Source organism: Chondrinema litorale (genome assembly GCF_026250525.1).
Taxonomy (GTDB): Bacteria; Bacteroidota; Bacteroidia; order Cytophagales; family Flammeovirgaceae; genus Chondrinema; species Chondrinema litorale.
In genome coordinates this window covers 4871285-4889301 of the sequence record NZ_CP111043.1, presented here as the reverse complement: position 1 = coordinate 4889301, position 18017 = coordinate 4871285, and the positions used below count along the sequence as shown (strand labels likewise).

The 18017-nt window shown below is 34.5% G+C and carries 15 protein-coding genes; 9 read left to right on the top strand and 6 right to left on the bottom strand.

The window, feature by feature from the left end; all coding sequences use genetic code 11:
• Positions 1 to 43: 43 nt before the first annotated feature.
• Positions 44 to 3331: a two-component regulator propeller domain-containing protein gene (locus tag OQ292_RS20190; protein WP_284683952.1), complete on the bottom strand. Its 3288-nt coding sequence runs from the start codon at positions 3329 to 3331 to the stop codon at positions 44 to 46.
• Between the two features lie 182 nt (positions 3332 to 3513).
• On the opposite strand from OQ292_RS20190, the gene pdxH reads away from it, so the two are divergent.
• A complete protein-coding gene (gene pdxH / locus OQ292_RS20185) occupies positions 3514 to 4155 on the top strand; it encodes a pyridoxamine 5'-phosphate oxidase (protein ID WP_284686028.1) in 642 nt (213 codons plus the stop codon).
• Positions 4156 to 4188: 33 nt separating this feature from the next.
• Here pdxH and OQ292_RS20180 read toward each other — a convergent pair whose 3' ends face one another.
• Positions 4189 to 5070 (bottom strand): hydroxypyruvate isomerase family protein, encoded by an 882-nt coding sequence (locus OQ292_RS20180; RefSeq protein WP_284683951.1) that lies wholly within the window; start codon positions 5068 to 5070, stop codon positions 4189 to 4191.
• A 118-nt stretch (positions 5071 to 5188) separates the two neighbouring features.
• Between OQ292_RS20180 and OQ292_RS20175 the strand changes: the two genes are divergently transcribed.
• From OQ292_RS20175 to mgtE, 3 genes are read left to right on the top strand one after another with little or no spacing between them, the layout of a single operon-like run.
• Complete coding sequence (locus OQ292_RS20175) at positions 5189 to 5539, top strand: phage holin family protein (RefSeq protein WP_284683950.1); 351 nt, start codon at positions 5189 to 5191, stop codon at positions 5537 to 5539.
• The gene (locus tag OQ292_RS20170) at positions 5536 to 6129 is read left to right on the top strand and encodes a DUF6992 family protein (protein WP_284683949.1); all 594 of its coding nucleotides are present in this window, start codon (positions 5536 to 5538) and stop codon (positions 6127 to 6129) included. The genes OQ292_RS20175 and OQ292_RS20170 overlap by 4 nt, the downstream gene beginning before the upstream one ends.
• A gap of 46 nt (positions 6130 to 6175) precedes the next feature.
• On the top strand, positions 6176 to 7531 hold the full coding sequence (gene mgtE, locus OQ292_RS20165; protein ID WP_284683948.1) for a magnesium transporter: 1356 nt from the start codon (positions 6176 to 6178) through the stop codon (positions 7529 to 7531).
• Here mgtE and OQ292_RS20160 read toward each other — a convergent pair.
• Positions 7528 to 8511 (bottom strand): glycosyltransferase family 2 protein, encoded by a 984-nt coding sequence (locus tag OQ292_RS20160; protein ID WP_284683947.1) that lies wholly within the window; start codon positions 8509 to 8511, stop codon positions 7528 to 7530. The two genes, mgtE and OQ292_RS20160, sit on opposite strands and share 4 nt — an antisense overlap.
• Positions 8512 to 8545: 34 nt before the next feature.
• Between OQ292_RS20160 and OQ292_RS20155 the strand changes: the two genes are divergently transcribed.
• Positions 8546 to 9256 (top strand): carotenoid biosynthesis protein, encoded by a 711-nt coding sequence (locus OQ292_RS20155; RefSeq protein WP_284683946.1) that lies wholly within the window; start codon positions 8546 to 8548, stop codon positions 9254 to 9256.
• 62 nt (positions 9257 to 9318) lie between these two features.
• Here the strand turns inward: OQ292_RS20155 and OQ292_RS20150 are convergent, their stop codons facing one another.
• On the bottom strand, positions 9319 to 9693 hold the full coding sequence (locus OQ292_RS20150; RefSeq protein WP_284683945.1) for an SCP2 sterol-binding domain-containing protein: 375 nt from the start codon (positions 9691 to 9693) through the stop codon (positions 9319 to 9321).
• Positions 9694 to 9957: 264 nt separating this feature from the next.
• Between OQ292_RS20150 and OQ292_RS20145 the strand changes: the two genes are divergently transcribed.
• The 4 genes from OQ292_RS20145 (at position 9958) to OQ292_RS20130 (ending at position 12805) form a co-directional block, all read left to right on the top strand.
• The gene (locus OQ292_RS20145) at positions 9958 to 10719 is read left to right on the top strand and encodes a hypothetical protein (RefSeq protein ID WP_284683944.1); all 762 of its coding nucleotides are present in this window, start codon (positions 9958 to 9960) and stop codon (positions 10717 to 10719) included.
• Positions 10720 to 10735: 16 nt separating this feature from the next.
• Positions 10736 to 11275: a DsrE family protein gene (locus OQ292_RS20140; RefSeq protein WP_284683943.1), complete on the top strand. Its 540-nt coding sequence runs from the start codon at positions 10736 to 10738 to the stop codon at positions 11273 to 11275.
• A gap of 164 nt (positions 11276 to 11439) precedes the next feature.
• Positions 11440 to 12339, top strand: a complete 900-nt coding sequence (locus tag OQ292_RS20135) for a universal stress protein (protein ID WP_284683942.1) — start codon at positions 11440 to 11442, stop codon at positions 12337 to 12339.
• Positions 12340 to 12409: 70 nt separating this feature from the next.
• Positions 12410 to 12805, top strand: a complete 396-nt coding sequence (locus OQ292_RS20130; RefSeq protein WP_284683941.1) for a hypothetical protein — start codon at positions 12410 to 12412, stop codon at positions 12803 to 12805.
• 8 nt (positions 12806 to 12813) lie between these two features.
• On the opposite strand, the gene OQ292_RS20125 is transcribed toward OQ292_RS20130, so the two are convergent.
• Positions 12814 to 13938: a PorP/SprF family type IX secretion system membrane protein gene (locus OQ292_RS20125; protein ID WP_284683940.1), complete on the bottom strand. Its 1125-nt coding sequence runs from the start codon at positions 13936 to 13938 to the stop codon at positions 12814 to 12816.
• A 30-nt stretch (positions 13939 to 13968) separates the two neighbouring features.
• Complete coding sequence (locus tag OQ292_RS20120) at positions 13969 to 17700, bottom strand: PKD domain-containing protein (protein WP_284683939.1); 3732 nt, start codon at positions 17698 to 17700, stop codon at positions 13969 to 13971.
• Positions 17701 to 18017: the final 317 nt, after the last annotated feature.

The following is an 18017-nucleotide window of genomic DNA, read 5'->3' as shown; positions in this document are numbered from 1 at the left end:
CAAAAGAATTCCGTCGCAAAATTAAAAAGTTGCAAGATAAAAATTATAGCTGATTATCAGTGGCTTTTGTGGTTTGAGCTTCTATTTTTTCTGGAATCTTATCATTATAATAATTGAAACCCAATACCATTACATCATCAAGCTGTTCAACATCCTCAATCCAATTATCAAGAGATTCTTTTAGCAGTGCATGTTGTTCTTTTTCGCAATTAATTTTAGAAATATCTAATAGAAGCTTTTTAAATCTGGTAATTTTAAATTTTTGCCCTTTCTTATTAAATTGGTTAGGGTAACCATCAGAAAAAAGAAACAATTTAGTATCTGGATGCAAACAGATATGTACATTTTCAAACACTGGCTCATCTTCTTGAAGATTGATTCCAGCACCAGAAAAATGGCCTTTAATTACATGTAGTTCATTGCCTTGTACATAATGTAAAGGTCTGCGGGCTCCTGAAAATGTAAGTGTATTAACTTTCTTGTTTATTCTGCAAACAGCAACGTCCATTCCATCTACCAACTCTTTGCCTTCTGAATGATGTAGAGCATGTCTAATTTTATTATTCAACTCTTTTAAAATCGTAGCTGGGTCGTGTATTTGCTGCATTTCTATTATCTCGGTTAGATACTCAAAACCTATCATAGAAAGAAATGCACCGGGTACGCCATGGCCAGTACAGTCTACCAAAACTACAAATATGTGCTCTTCATATTCATTAATCCAGTAAAAATCGGAGCTTACAAGCTCTTTAGTTTGGAAGAAAACCAATGAATTTGGCAAGCATTCTTTCAATTTGTTTTCAGAAAACATAAATGCTTTCTGTATCTTTCTTGCATAGGCGAGGCTGTTTTTCTGGCTCATTTGCGCCTTTACTAATTCCTGATTTTTTTGATCAATTTCTTCGAGAGCAATTGTAAGTCGTTTACTTTGCGCTCTTATTTTGTCGTTTTGCTCTTCAATTTCTTTAGTTCGTTGCTTTACTTTAGATTCTAACCTTTGCTGATATCTTTTTAGGTTATTTACCCTACTGGCGTAATAGAAATAGGCAAGTGTGATAGAAAAAATGATGGCTATAAGCATAAATGCCCTTGTTTGATAAAAGGGCTTTGTTATAGAAAAACTAAATGAATAAGCTTCTTCAGAAGATAGACCAGCTGCGTTAATGGCTTTTATCTCTAAAGTATATTTACCAGGAGGAATGTTTGGATAAATGGCTTCAGTATTATTTGATGGTGGATGCCATTCTTTCTCAAGTCCTTCGAGCCTCCACTGATATTTTATTTTTGATGGAATGGTATAACCGATGCCAGTGAAGAAAAACAGTAAGTGATTGTCTTCACTTGAAAGTTCTAATTGCTGATTTAAAGGCAAACCAGAGTATGCATCTAAAGTTTCGTTGTATTCTTCCCATTGCACATCTTTAAAAAAGAGCTGAATATCTGTAAGTTGAATACGCGGCAATTCATTAGTGAATGCATCATCATGCGGGTTGATCTTCATTACACCTTCTACAGTTCCATACCAAAGGCTTCCTTCTGCATCTTTGTTAATCGCATTATGGCAAACTTCCATCGGAAAAAATCCTTCTCTTTCTCCATAAGTTTTTACTTTGATGTAGTCGTTTTGGAGAATGTATAATTTGTTTAATCCTTGATCGGTACCTGCCCATATATTGCCATCATTATCTTCTATAATGGAATAAATATTTGTTGAACTTAAATCGAGGTCTTCGAAACTTACAGGTTTTTGGTTGTCTATAGCTTCGTGAAATTTAAAAAGGCCATTGCCAGAAGTGCCAACCCAAATATTATTTTTACTGTCTTTGTAAACTACATTCACTACATCATTCGAAATATATTTATTACCCGTATATAATCTTTTAGTAGTTTCTGGAGTCCAGATAAAAATACCGCCACCTTCTGTACCAACCCAAAGTCTTTCGTATTGATCTTCAACAATAGAGTTTATCTGAAAATTTTGAAAAACAGTAGAAGTTATAAATTGCTCAAACTTACCATCTTTAAATTGGCTAATACCGTTATTGCCAGCAAAAATTATATCACCATTTGATCTTTTAATTGCTGATGAATAATACTCTTTAAATATGGCATTTTCTTTTGGATGCTTTTTGAATTTTTTGCCATTGTAGCTATACACAGAAGATTCTGAACCAAATAATGTATTACCTTCACCATCAGTAATAATTGGACTTGCCCAAAAACTTAAATCTTTTGGTATACCAGGAATATTTACAATCTGATTGTTTTCTATTAGGTTTAATCCACTTTCTGTACCTACCCAAAGCTTGTTGTTATCTATAGGTTTTACTGCCCAAACAAGGTTATCATTTAATCCATCAGAAGTAGAAAAAGACTCAAAGAAATGATTGTTTAGTCTGTAAACACCCCTAAAAGTGCTAAACCAAATACCTCCTTCAAAATCTTCGGTAATGTCGTATACAAAATCGGTTAAGCCATTTCTTTTGTTTATAAAATTGATAGTAGAATCATTTTTCTGAAGATAAGCGCCATGTAGAGTGCCATACCAAATTCGGTTTTTGCTGTCTTGGTAAATTGAGGTTACAATCTTATTGTTTAGCGCTGTTTGCCATTCTATTATTCTGTCTAAATCCTGATTTAATTTAAACAGTCCATTGCTGCTACCAAGTAGAAATGTGCCATCTTTATTCTCATGAAATGATATAACAATTTCTTTTTTTAAGCGGCTGTGTTTAATAGGAATTTCTTTAACCTGATGATGATCGTAAACAAAAAGACCATTTCTTTCAGTACAAAACCAGATTCTGTTTTGGCTATCACAAAAAATATGAATGATGTGTTTATCTCCTGCAAATTCTATTTCGGGATAATAAACTTCATCGTCTTTAATATAACCAGGGCCATTTTCAGGATGAGCAAACCAAATCCTGTTTTCAAGATCTGGAATTAAGGTATGAATTTTTTGATTTATAGTATCACCAGCTAAATAGTTTCTGATTTGTTTGCCGTGGATGGAAATAATTCCATTTTCTGTAGCCAACCAAACTTTGTTATTTCTGTCTGATTCTATCTGATATATAAAATTACTGCTAAGCTTATTCTTCTTGTTGTAGTTAACAAACTCATGGCCATCATACCTGCTTACACCACCTTCCAGCGTGCCAATCCACAAATAGCCAAGACTATCAGTTGTAATCGTTCTACAGTGATTTTGGGCAAGGCCATCTTTACTGGTAAAGCGCGAAAAATTTAACTGTTGGGCAAAAGCTGTATTTGAAAACAGATATATATTGCACAAAAAGTATATAGTAAAAAGTCTCTTCAATAGCATGCTGTTATCCTCATATAGGTATGAAGTGGTACTTTCTAGTTAGTTTATTTATCTGCTAAATCTGATATTAATCATTTCAACAATGCAAGTTCATTCCCATTTTTGTGTGCAGATAATACTTAGTAGATTTAAGTACTTTTTAAAATGTTTTTATAACGATTAATCAACTTTTTAGTATCAGCATTATGGATGATGTAGCAGCAATTAGAAAAGAATATGCTTTAAAGGAATTGGATGTAGATCAGGTTGATAAAAACCCAATTATTCAGTTTAAAAACTGGTTTCAAGAAGCGCTAGATGCAGATTTGGTTGAACCAAATGCAATGAATGTATCTACTGTAAGCAGTGAAGGAAAGCCTACATCAAGAATATTACTATTAAAAGGTATAGAGGATGGAGGTTTTGTGTTTTTTACAAATTACAGCAGCAGAAAGGGGAAAGAGTTAGCGCAGAACCCAAATATTTGTTTAAACTTCTTTTGGGCAGGACTTGAGCGACAAGTGAGAATAGAAGGCACAGTAGAAAAGATTTCGGTTGAAGAATCAACAACATATTTTCATAGCAGACCAAGAGGAAGTCAAATTGGTGCGCACGTTTCACCACAAAGTCAGGTAGTAGAAGATAGAGAAGCTTTAATTCAAAAAGAAAAAGAACTTGTCAGAGAATTTGAAGGTAAAGAAGTGCCAAAGCCAGATCATTGGGGAGGTTATCTTGTTACACCAAACCTAATAGAGTTTTGGCAGGGTAGGCCTAGCAGATTACACGATAGAATAGTGTATAAGCTTGAAGCAAACAATTGGAAAATTAATAGACTTGCGCCATAAAAAAGGGAGATTTTAAATCTCCCTTTATAGTTTTTAGATATTGCAGATGTCTATTCCTTGTTTTAAAGAAGCGAGTTTGTCTTCTCTTTTTGGAATAAATTCTTGTGCAACAAAACCTTTAAAACCAGTCTCTGCAATGGCTTTCATAATGGCAGGGTAGTAAAGTTCTTGCGACTCGTCAATTTCGTTTCTGCCTGGAACTCCACCAGTGTGGTAATGAGCAATGTAAGGATTAAATTTTTTAATAGTAGCAATTACATCACCTTCCATTATTTGCATATGGTAGATATCGTAAAGTAATTTAAACCTTTCAGATCCTACCATCTCGCATAGTGCTGATCCCCAAGCGGTATGGTCGCATTGGTAATCTCTGTGGTTTACTTTGCTGTTTAGTAGCTCCATTACAAGCGTAACACCATGTTGTTCTGCAAGTGGCATCAACTTTCTAAGACCTTTGGCTGAGTTTATCATACCAGTTTCGTCGTCCATACCTTTTCTGTTACCAGAAAAACATATTACGTTTTTAATACCAGCTTTGGCAGCAATAGGAATAATTTCACTATAGTTTTTAACTAACTGATCGTGATGTTCTGTATGATTAAATCCTTCAGTTAAGCTAATCTCAGCTCCATTACCCATAGCACAGGTTAATCCATATTTTTGGAGTGTTTCCCAATCGTTAGGACCTAATAATTCAATTGAGCTTAGTCCTAACTTTTCAGAAGCTTTGCAAAGATCTTCAAGTGGAATATCGTTATAGCACCATTTACAAACTGAGTGGCTAAGAGCACCTTTGGTTTTCTCATCCAGTATTTTATCAGAAGCATTTAATCGATTAAACACAGAACCCGCAGCAGTAAGCATCGCAGCATTTCCAGCAATTTTTTTAATTGCTGATCTTCTTGAGTTTTTCATTTCCGTTGATTTAGAAAAAAGTCTGTTTATTTACATTTTTTCTAAATTAATAGAAATTCTTTTGCAAATACCAGAGTTGTTTAATTAGTTTTATCACTCATTTAACATTTTTCGCAAATTGAAAATATTATTCAGGTTTATAATTTCAGCAGTAGCGATTATGCTCGCTGCTTTTCTACTTGAAAATTACGGTGTTTCTGTTAGAAGTTTTGGTACTGCTATTATCGTTGCAATTGTAATGAGTTTACTAAATGCGTTTATCAAACCAATATTAGTATTCTTTACATTACCTATTACCATACTTACTCTCGGACTGTTTTTACTAGTAATTAATGCCTTTATTATATACTTTGCCAGTGGTTTAGTAGGAGGTTTTTTTGTAGAAGGTTTATGGAGTGCTTTTTTATTCAGTCTAGTTTACTCACTGTGTATGTCATTATTTGAATATCTGCTAGGATTCAAATCGTGAGGCTAAGGCTAATTATAGTAACATTGCTGAGCATAATTCTTTGTAATTCTATAAATGCTCAGAATTTTCAAGAAAATTTTCAGGGTAAAAAATACAAGATTACCAAAACAGGCATGACTGTACTTGGTTCTTGGGCTTTAGGTAACATTGCTGCTAATGCATTAATGTTACCTAGTGCTCATGGAGATGATAAGTATTTTAAGCAAATGAATATTTACTGGAACTTGGTAAATATCGCAATTGCTGGTGGTGGGTATGTAGCCAATGAGCAATACCGTAAAAAAAGTTTATCAACCTATCAGTTAATTTCGGATCAGTATAAAACAGAAAAAGTTTTACTGTTAAATGCAGGTTTAGATTTGGTGTATATTACAGCAGGTCAGTTACTAAAAGAGAGGGCTAAAAACATCTCAAAAAATCCGGATCGATTAAAGGGTTTTGGCAATGGACTTATTTTGCAAGGAGTATTTCTTTTTGTGTTTGATTTGAGTTTACATACGATTCATATTCGACATAGAAATAAAAATAATGCTCATTTTAGTCAAATCAATCTTTCAATAAATAGTGATGGTCTAAGAATGTATTTTTAACTTTGCAGCTGAAATTTTGATTTTGAACCATCTAACAGAATAATATATGTCTTTCGAGCCTACTATGGATTTTGTAAAAACCCTTTCAACTTCAGTTGAAAATAAGGATGCAAAAAACATAAAGGCTTTTCTGAAAGAATTACACGCCGCAGATATCTCAATCATTCTAGATAGAATGGAAGCAGATGAGTGCCGATACATTCTAAGCCTTTTAGATAAAAATATTGGTGCCGATGTAATTAGTGAGCTGGAAGAAGATACTCAAAAAGAATTTTTAAAGGGTTTTAGTCCAGAAGAGTTGGCAGAATACATGGATTTTACTGATTCTGATGATGCAGCCGATATTTTGAACAGACTTCCTGTAAAGATGAAGGAGGAGATAATCGCCTCCATGAAGAACAAGGAGAAAGTTGCTCACATTACCGATCTTCTCAAATATAACGAAGATTGTGCAGGCGGTTTAATGGCAAAAGAGTTGATTAAAGCTAACATCAACTGGGACATTAAACAATGTATTGAGGAGATTAGAAGACAGACCAAAAATGTTGAGAAAATCTTTACTGTATATGTAATTGATGACCTAGGCATGTTAAAAGGTCGAGTTTCTTTAAAGAAGATTATTCTGTCTACTGATGAAACCAAAATAAAAGACATTTGTGTGCCTGAGCTACACTTGGTGCAAACTTATTACGAAAAAGAAGAAGTGGCCGACATCATGCAGAAGTATGATTTGGAAGCTGTACCAGTAGTAAATATGCAAGGTAAGTTACTTGGTAGAATTACTATTGATGATATTGTTGACGTAATTACTGAGCAGGCCGAAATGAACCAACAGATGATGTCTGGTATCTCTGAAAATGTAGAAGAAGACGATACTGTTTGGATGCTTTCCAGAGCACGTTTGCCTTGGTTATTAATCGGTATGATGGGAGGGTTATTAGGTGCACAACTCATGGGATTCTTTGAAGGTGATCTGGAACTTGTACCTGCAATGGCTTTCTTTATTCCACTAATTACGGCAACTGGTGGTAATGTAGGTATTCAGTCTTCTACATTGGTGGTGCAAGCTTTGGCAAACCCCGCAGCCATGTTAGGAAGTACAGCCGCAGAAAGGTTAATTAAGGTGCTTTCTGTAGCGGTCATCAACGGAATGGCTATTTCATCCGTTGTATTTTGCTTTATATTTTTCTTTCAAGGAATCGAACTGGCCATTATTGTTTCCATTGCATTGTTTTGTGTGGTAATGCTAGCTTCTATAATGGGAACCATTACACCGCTTTTTCTGAATAAATTAGGTATTAATCCCGCTTTAGCTTCTGGGCCATTTATCACTACTGCTAATGATTTATTGGGTTTGGCAGTATACTTTATAATCGCCAGAATGTTGCTTAACTCAATTTAAACTTGAATACCTCTGTAAAGCTTGAGGAAAAGACTATAAATGGCATTAACCTTTACTCTAAATGCGGCAAGAATGCGAAATGATTTATCTTTCCAATTAGGCTGCTTAAACGATTTTAGAAAAGAGTAATAAGCTTCGCAGATTTCGAAATTCTCTGTTAAAAAGGCTAGTTTTAAGTGGTAACTGACAGATATACCAAGTGCGTCGTTTTCTTCTTTAGATTTATTTAACTCTAGTGCTTTATTGCAAATTTTCAAAGTAGATATCAAATGCTTGTTTAATCTTTTTTTATAAAAACCAGCTCCTTGAGATTCTGCTATAACTCTTTTTTTTGTAAGAATTTCGTTAAGGAAAAAGTATTTATATTTTCTTCCAGATCTTACCCAAAAGTCGTAATCTTCATAACTAAGAGATTCATCATAACCACCTAATTCATCCAATACTTTTTTACGCATCATCATAGTAGGAGAAGATAATATCATTCTTTTTATAAGATGTATGTAAATATCTCCAGTAGGTACATTTTCGATGAGTTTACCAGCTTTATCTCTTTTGTAAAATGTTTTAATTTTCAGTCCAGATTCATCAATCAAATAGGCATCGGTAAAAACTACAGCATATTCTTCAGAAAGGTTTTCAAATGTTTCTACTTGCTTTAAGACTCTATCTGGTAACAATAAATCATCGGCAGCTAGATCAATAATATACTTTCCATTTGCTTTAGCCAAAGCTTTATTAAATGCAGTGCAATTACCAAGGTTTGTCTCTAGGGGGATAAAAGTAATCTGAGGATGAGCTTTAATAAAATTACTGATTAAAGCTTGACTGTTATCTGTGCTTGCATCATCTACTACGATTAATTCAATTTGTGTATAACTTTGTGCTAATACAGAGTTGATACTTTCCAGTACATAATTTTGATGGTTATAACACAAACAAATTACTGTAACTAATGGTAATGATGACATGGGGTTTGCCACGAAATGAAATTATTTAAAGATTGAAATTTAAAAAATGAGTATCCAATTAAATACAAACACAAATCAAAATATACCATTGCACTATCAAAAAAGAAAATTCTTTAAACCATCGGTTATTTTTCTAATTGCTTTGTATTTTTTTGGTTTTTTAGGGATGCATGTGCCAATAATGAACGAATACATGCAAAAGCTAACACCATTTGAGAGTTTTATTTCTCTTACACCATTAAATCTATTACTTACTTCGGCTATGTTACTTTATTTCCATAAAGACTGGAACAGGCAGTTTTTTGTGTATGTAATAATGGCTATGCTCACAGGTTTTTTTGCAGAAGTATTGGGCGTTGCTACTGGAGTTATTTTTGGCGAATATGCTTATGGCGCTACATTAGGTTGGAAATTCTTGGAGGTTCCTTTGGTAATCGGAATAAACTGGTTTTTACTTTCTTATGTGTGTAGTAGTTTAATGTTTGGTGTTTCTTCTAACATATACATCAGAACAATGGCAGCATCTTTACTAATGGTGATTTTAGATTTATTGATAGAGCCTGTTGCGATTAAATACGATTTTTGGACTTGGGCTGGAAATGAAATTCCACTACAAAACTATTTTGCTTGGTTTATAATAGGTTTAATTCCCTGTTTTTTATTTTACTTTCTTAATTTTAAAAAGCAAAACCTATTTGCAGTATATGTATTTGGAGCACAGTTAATGTTCTTTTTCTTAAATAATTTATTTATTTGAGGGTATAAAAAAAGCCTCGCTGAAAAAGAATTCAACAAGGCTTACTAAGAAGTATCTTTTAATTAAGTAGTCATTATTTCAACCACTTTCATTGCAACTGCCACATCACCTTCAATTTTTAAATTTCCCTCCATCATGGCTTCAATAGGGTTTAGTTGACCATCAAGAAAAGCTCTGGCATCTTCCATACTAACATGTATTTCACATGCCGCTTCCTTGTTTTCGTTTGAAACAACACTTGGCTCAACCGTGCCATCAATAAAAATAACACCTTCTTCAAAAACAAACTTTAATGTGTTTCCTAAGCTAGGTTTCGAAGCTACAATTTCTTTTACTTTCTCAGTAAAACTATTTAATTCCATAATTATAATCCGATTAAAATGATAGATTTTTACTGGTTCTAATTCTTTTTTCTGATAGAATAACTTGCCTGTCAAGGTCTTAATTTTAAGCAAAAAACCTTTTAAGCAAGGGTTAAATTTATATCAAAATCTATATGATACCAAAAGGCAATTGTAATGGATTTAAAAATCTAATATGCTTAATAACAAATCAAAATCCTTTATTTTACCTTAAAGTTAGATTTTTCCTAAAATCTCTAACCGAGAAACGATTCTATTGTTAATAGAAAACACGATTAGTTAGCCAAAATTTGAAGTTTTGTGTTAACTTTCAACTAGCAGAATATTGAGTAAAAATATATGAGGGAACCGGAATTATATGAGCAATCTGATGTAGCCAGAGTATGTAAACAAACAGACGAACTCTTTAAAAACTACGAGATAAATTTCAGAAAATCGCTTTCGCCAGAAAAGCGAGAAGCTACCACATATTATGAGTTGGGAAAAAATTTGTATGTAGAAGAAAAAGATGAAAAACTTTGCTTAGAGTTCTGTGAGATTTTCCAAGAAGTAACAAAAGCAGAGCTGTATCATTTTCCTAAAAATATATTTTGGGATATGGATTTTATCTTTTTTAGTGCTTACTATGAGATGAAAGAAAGTACAGTAGGTTTCGGGAAGTATCTGGAAAATTTTCTTGAAATTATGCAAAAACTACTCAATGTTTTTGGCGAGCATTCAATCATAAAATTTCAATACATACACGACTTTAGTTATGGTTTTGATTGGGCAAAATGGGTGAAAAAAGATAAAGTAAATAGAAAAAATATTGGCCCATTTAGCTTGCGATTTTTAAACAGAATGTTCCATAGAGGAGAAGAACTAATTGATCTTATTAAACAAAACGATGCAAAATATTATCAGTTAGGTAAGAAAGAAAACTATAGAAATCCTTTTACTTTTAGAAGAGAGCCCGAAGAAGAAACAGCGCTTTTGGAGCATCTTGCTAAAGCAGGAGACATACCTGTTTTTTGCTGGGATAAGTCTACAAATCCTTGCTGGCAAACTCCATATGACATAAAAAGAAAAATAGCATCACAACAACTTGGTATAGTAAAATAAATTTAACTAAACTTTAATGAACTTAAAACTACAACTTTTCGCAGCGCTGTTATTATTGGCTTTCAATCCTGCATTTTCTCAAGATCGAGTTTCACCAGCAGTTCCCGGCTTTGGAGGCATATATGAAATTGAATCTCCAGACGAAAAACCAGATCCAAGCTTAGAATACAATATTGTTATTGATGTAACAATGGGTAGTGATTCGGCAAATGCAGTAAATCCATCTTTACATAATATTGCCAGAATGATGAATTTGCATGTGGCAGCAGGTGTACCTCTAAAAAACATGCATGTAAAAGCCGTAATACATTCTAAAGCTATTGCCGCAGTGTTAGACAATAAGCACCACAAAGAAAAATTTGAAGTTGATAATCCAAATATTGACTTAATAGGCGCATTAAAAAAATCTGGTGTAGAGATTTATGTTTGTGCTCAATCTTTATTAGCAAGAAACTATGAAAGAGAATGGGTTAACAAAGACATAGGTATTTCTTATTCTGCTTTAACATTGCTTACAACTTATCAGCTTAAAGGTTATTCTTTATTGAAATTTTAAGAAGGCTGTAATTAAGTAAAGTAATAAAATCGCAGGTCATAAATTTTGACCAAATTCACTACTATTCCTGACATATCTCATGTGAATTGGATAATCTTATTCATAGATTTAATCCAATTAACTACTATACATGCCAAAATTTCTTAACCTTAACTTCTAAGAAAATGAAATTGTTTAATCGCATGATGGTCGCCTTAGACCACACTTATTTTGATAGGGAAATTTTGCGTTTTGCCAATTATATGGCATCAATGGTAAATCCAGAAAAGATTTACTTTGTACATGTTGACAGGGATTTAGAGATGCCCGATTATTTGAATTTTGAGTATTCAAATAATGCAGCAGCAGTTGCTACTCCAAAAGATGAATTACTGAGAGGAAAAATTAAAGATGAAGTACTAAAACACTATGGTACTTGGAATGACAAACAGATGAAAGTAGTAATTGCAGAGGGTAGACCTTTACAAGAATTACTTCATTGGACAAATGTTAAAAAAGTTGATCTGATATTAGTAGGTAATAAAAAAATATCAGAGGGTAGTGGTATTACAGGAAATAAACTTGCCCGTGAAGCTAATTGCTCAATTGTATTTATTCCTGAAAATGCCCATTTACCTTTCGAGAATGTTTTAATACCATTCGACTTTTCTGGTAATGCAGATCAAGCATTAAAGACCGGATTATTACTAAAGAAAGCAATTGGAGATATTACAATTTCAAGTCTTCATGTATTTGATGTGCCAATGTTTAATAATTACAATGTAAGTGTAAACTATAGAGAACTAGTAGGTGATGTGCACAAATACAAAGTGAAAGCTTTTAAAGAATATTTAGATAAAGAAGGATTAGATCATTGCAATATAAAGCAGGTATTTATTGAAAATACTACAGGTAGAACTGCTAAACATATTAATGATTACATCTTGAAGAATAATATAGATTTCACCATTATTGGAGCTAAAGGTCACTCAGCCTGGGATGCATTTTTAATGGGTAGTGTAACAGAAAAACTGATCTCTCTAAACACTACAAATCCTATTATGGTAATGAGAAAGAAAAAATAGTAACAAGTAGCAAACACATGCCTAATTAAATTTGTTTTGTATCTGTAGTATTCACCAAAACATTGCTGCCATGAGATATTTAAGTGTTCAAGAAATTCTTTTCTATAACAAGATATGGCTAAACCGCATCATGTTTTACCAGCGTGAAACCGACATGTATGTTGAAAACATTACGAGTATTGTAAGCAAAAACAAGATACATGAACATTTACGAGATTTAATTGCTGCAGAGATGAATCTTTCTACTAAATCGCGTGAGATGCAACAGTTTAGAGAACACATCAATCAGTTAGAACATAAACTGGAAGATTATAGGAGTTATCATCTTTTTGCAGATGATCATCAATACGTAGAAACTTTTTTTAACCTTAAAGAAAGATTTAAAGATTTTCAAAAAGCATATTTGAAATCTGTAAAAAAAGTAGACAAAGTATTAGCAAATTATATAAAACTTGAAGAGGTATAAAACCTTTTTTATCGATTATTGAAAGGTTTTGTATGTTCGTATTTAAGTTTCTGATATTTTTTCCAAGGATTTGGACATACTACTTGTGGATATCCAAATCCTTTTCTTCTTCCTTTGTCTTTATATTTAATGTGATAGGTTATAGATACTTCGTGAGAACCATAAGTATTTACATTACTTAATCCAGAAATAGTATAATCGTAGCTATAGCCAATACTTAGGTTATCTAAATTAAACCCAACAAGCACTGCAAAAGCATCTTGGTTTAGTCCTGCATTTTCGAACTCTTTAACAGGTAAACCTCTATACCACAAACCAAATACAATTGGGTCGTAATTAGCATAAGCTCCTATACTAAACTGATCTGCTTTACCTTGAGATTTATAGTGAATAACTGGCGTAATACTTTGCTCAGAAACTTTCCTGTTTCTCCTTTTAACTTGTCCAATTAATATTTTGTAACCAGCATGAACATTAAATTTCATCTGTAATGGATCTGCATCTCCTAAAAAAGAGAGGTTAGGTGTATTTAAATGATGTGCTGCAAATCCTACCCAAAGGTTATTAGAGAATAATACAAGACCAGAAGATACATCGAAATAACCAATTTGATCACTACTGAAGGTTTCACCTGTTGCATTTCCTGTAGGTCCATCGTCATCTATCTGATCGCCAAATAAGAAATTATTGAAATTGAGGTCTCTCAACCCATAACCCAATTGCAATCCAGCAGAAATCGCAAATACTTCGTTGAGAGGAATTAAATATGAATATAAAAGATTTACATCATTAGAAACAAAGGGAGAGCTTGCTCCACCACCTTGCTCATCTCTTTTGAGCATGATACCAACACCACTTTTTATCCCAGGAAAATACTGATCGTAGGAAGCTGCATAAGTTACAAAGTTTGAACTTAAACCAGGCCATTGGTTTCTATAATTGGCAATAATTCTACCTTCGCCCGTAGAGCCTGTAAAAGCTGGGTTTAGATATAATGGTGCCGCATAGAACTGGGTAAATTGAGGGTCTTGCGCCAAAATTTTACCAGATATCAATAGCGATATCAACAGAAAAAATACTTTTCTGAAAGTAATCAGTTTTAGTGTGCTTAAGCTGGTTAACCCTTTTACCATGAATATTAGAAGTAAGTAAGTTCGATAAATTTACGGTTCGATCTCTGTTGTAACCACATATGTGTTACCATCTTCATCAGTTACAGTTAAAGTTACAGTTACCGGATCCTGATTTCCAGAATCTATAATAACTTCATGTGGCCCCGGACCACTGGCTGTTGCAGGTTGAGAACCGCTACCAAAATCCCACTCCCAACTGGTAAACGTTCCCTGAGAAGCATCCTCAAAGTAATATCGCTGTGAGGCGCAATCTTCTCTTGCTGCACTTACAATAATGCCGGCAGTATACAACGGCGAATCGCAATCTCCTATATTTACTGTTTTAGAAACTACCGATTCGCAACCGTTATTAACAACCGTTAACGTGACAGTATATTGTCCGGCAGAAGCATATGTATGTTGTATTACGGAAGCATTTACCGGATCGCTGCCATCTCCGAAATCCCACTCATAATAATTGCCATTTGCCTGATTTGCTGTAAATAAGACAGAAAGTGAATTACAATCTTCTGTTTCTACATCGAAGTTTGCATTCGGGTAGGGGTATACCATAAAGGTTTGTGAGGCGACTTTGGTATCGTCGTTACCATTGCTTCCAATTACCTTTAAAGTGACAGTTTTTTCACCCGGAGTAGTCCAGTAAACATTTACAGGTCCTGGAGTAGACCAAGGGGAACCTTGATTGGATGTATCACCCTCAATTACCACATCTGGATCGTCAAAATACCATTGTCTTTCATTTGACTCATAACCTCTCGACATATCTGTGATAGTAACCGTATTGTTTACACAGGTTTGTGTTGAAGGAATAATTGTAAAATCTGCGAAAACAGTATCAATACCTCCTTCAATAGTTAATGAGTCATAGAATGTAGTAGAACAACCTCCATCATTTGTTACAGTTAAAGAAACCATATAATTTCCTGCTGCTTCGTAGGTATAACTCGGGTTCTGTTCTGAAGAAATATTTCCGGCAGAGTCATATGGATTACCAAAATTCCATGCATAAGAAGCTGCATTGTCGTCTGGTGTAAACTGGATGGTTGCAGGAATTGCATCTGTAGCTCCAGTAGAAGAAAATGATGCCAGAGGAGCTTCTGTTACTTCAAACTCATAGGTATATGTTTCTTCAATTACGCCATTACTTACTGTAAGTCTTGCTGTTTTTGTTCCTGGAGTTGTATAAACTACTTCATGTGGACCTTTTGTGCTCGCTGTAGCTGGTGTGGCGCCTTCTCCAAATGCCCAGTCCCAACTTACAACATTAGAATCGCTAACCTGAGTGAACACTACATCTTGGAATAAACAAACGCCTTCTTTATCAACTTCGAATTCTGCATCAATAGGACCAGGACCTCCTGTAACAGTAAGAACTACCGAGTCTGTGGCAGAACATGTTCCATTCGTAACTGTTAGTCTTACCACATAATCTCCTGCAACTAGCAATTCGTGTTCTGGTTCAGCAGTAGAATAAGTGACCGTTCCATTTGTTAAATCTTCAATTTCCCATTCATAAGAATAGTCATTATTTACACCATCTGTAGGCGACAATTCAACTGTGATAGGGGCAGGATCTAAAGAACCATTTTCAGGAGAGGTAGTAATTTCTGCAGAAGGAGCAGGAAAGACTTGATAAGTCATTTCAGTTGTGTCTGAATCTCCCAGTGTATTTGTAACTATTAAACTAATTGTTTTTTCACCATCTGAAGACCACGTTACTTCATGAGGTCCTTCGGTATCGGCTGTTGCAGGATTTGCACCATCGCCAAAATCCCAAGTCCAAGAGTTAATTTCTCCACCCACTGTATAACTTGAGTCTGTAATTACAGTAGTCTCATTCACACAATTACCTAATGCCGGATCGATATTAAAGATGGCTTCAATTTCAGAATAGGTTAATTTGGCTAAAATCGCACTTTCACCAGCCGGACTGTTTTTTCCCCAAGGTGGCACATTAGATGTTGGTATTGAACTACCAATTGCTTGGCCATTGGAACCGGCAAAGTGTCTACCTGAAACGATCACTCCATTGGTTACAGGAAAAGCGCCATCTAGACTGGTGTTTCCTCCACCTGTACCCGAAGCAGGATTTACACCTGTAAGTGCTGATGTATATACCAAGCTTTGCAGATTGGCTGTGTAAACTCGCACATTTGCGGCCGATACAGATGAGCCATTCGCAGGTTTTTGATGTTTTTGATATGCTGTAGCAGTTGTTACAAATGCTCTTGAAGTTGCAAGTATATAAACCTGACCAGCACCATCTACATATACATTATTATTTACTGTAGTTGTGCTTAAGTCTGCATCGCCATCATTATGGTTAGGCCAGCCGTCTAAATCTTCTTCTGCATAAGCAGCTCCTAAAGTTCCACCACCATTATATCCGGCAATGTACGCGCTAAATAGCAGATTGCCATTACTTAATCTTAATTTGCCTATCCACGAAACATTGGTATTGTTCGAGCCTGTAAAAGCAGAGTGGAAACTGTCAGTTCCTGTTGGTTGTAAAACATTGCCTTGTACACTATTGCCATTCCAAAAACCATCTGCTGCACTGCCTTTTTGTCTACCGATTATTACTACAGAACTTGTAGCATAATCAATAGCCATTCCATCTACTAGTTGGTTTAATACTGATTGACCTGCCGTTTCGGTATATAGTCGGCTCCACCATTTTTTGCTTCCGTTTTGTGAGTAAGCAATTACAAAAGGTTCAGAATCTGTTTGACCTGAACTGGTCACAGAATTGATGCTTGCACCTATATATATATGGTGGGTAGTTTTATCTACAGCTATACCTCCAATTCGATGGGTATCGCGCTCACCTTTTTTATAACCTGTGTAACCACCCATAGCCATGGTAGTTTGTGGACGATCTATATTAAATGCAGAAGCATAGAATAAATCCATTGGCCATTGACCTTGCTTCGTGCCGCCATTTCCATCTGCAATACTTGCATTGTATTCAGCAGCTGTCCAAGATCTAAGTGAACCTCTTGTGTCAGATTTAAATAATACACCACTGTATTCTGTAATTACATCACCATTAGAATTGGCTGGTGTCCAAGCTCCTTCTGTCGCTGTTCCATCAACTGCATCTTTACCAACATGGTATCGCCAATTCTCGACAATGTCTCGTCCACTTCCGTCTGCTTTAAGTCTAAAAACAGCGGCAAAATCATCTCCGTTTGGTGTGCCTTCGGCATAAACTACTTTTCCATCACCACCAACATCCCAAGGTTGTCTTGTTCTGTGGTCGCCACTTGCTTCCACATTCCATGTCCAGTTAAAAGCGGTAGGAGTGCCATTTACAAAGTTGTTATTGAGTTTGCCTATAAAATATCCATTGGCGGTTGTACCAGAAACAAACATATTTCCAGTGGCTGCTCCCGGAGTTGAGCTTAACTTTATATGTTTAAAATCTATGGCGGCTCCAGAAGGTAGGCTTACCACATCTAGTATATTTTGCAAATCATTACTGATGTGTAATAAAAAAGGCACATTCATATCTTGTGCCTGTACGCCTGTATTATCTATAGTTCTAGCTCCTATTTGAGTGATGGAAGGTGAGCCTGTAATCCAGTTTAAATCTTTTGCTGCGCCACTTACAACATAAGTACCATCTGATAGCTCTAGTACAGAATAAAATCGCTCTGCTTTTGAATCACCTGCATAAGTTACGATACTTTGAGCATGTACTTTTATGCTAAATACTATTAAAATTAATGTGATAAATTTGTATTGGTGCGAATCAAACATAAATGTTTTATTTAACTGACATTAATTTGACAGTAATAGATCAGAGCTTAAATTTAAATTAATTTGAGTATGGTTTAAAAAAATGATAATCAATTTTACTTTGTATTCTATAAAGAAAGCAATAGAATTAAAGTAAAGATTATATTTTAAAGAGACAGTTCAAAATTTTTATTATATGCCAGGTACAACAAAATTAATTCAAATATTTTTAAATTCTCGCGAATTTATTTTAGAAAGCACGCATTAAAACTTTTTGTTCACTTTATGTGTCACTTTTTTTAGAGTAGTACTTTTTTAATATAAGTTTAAAATATAGA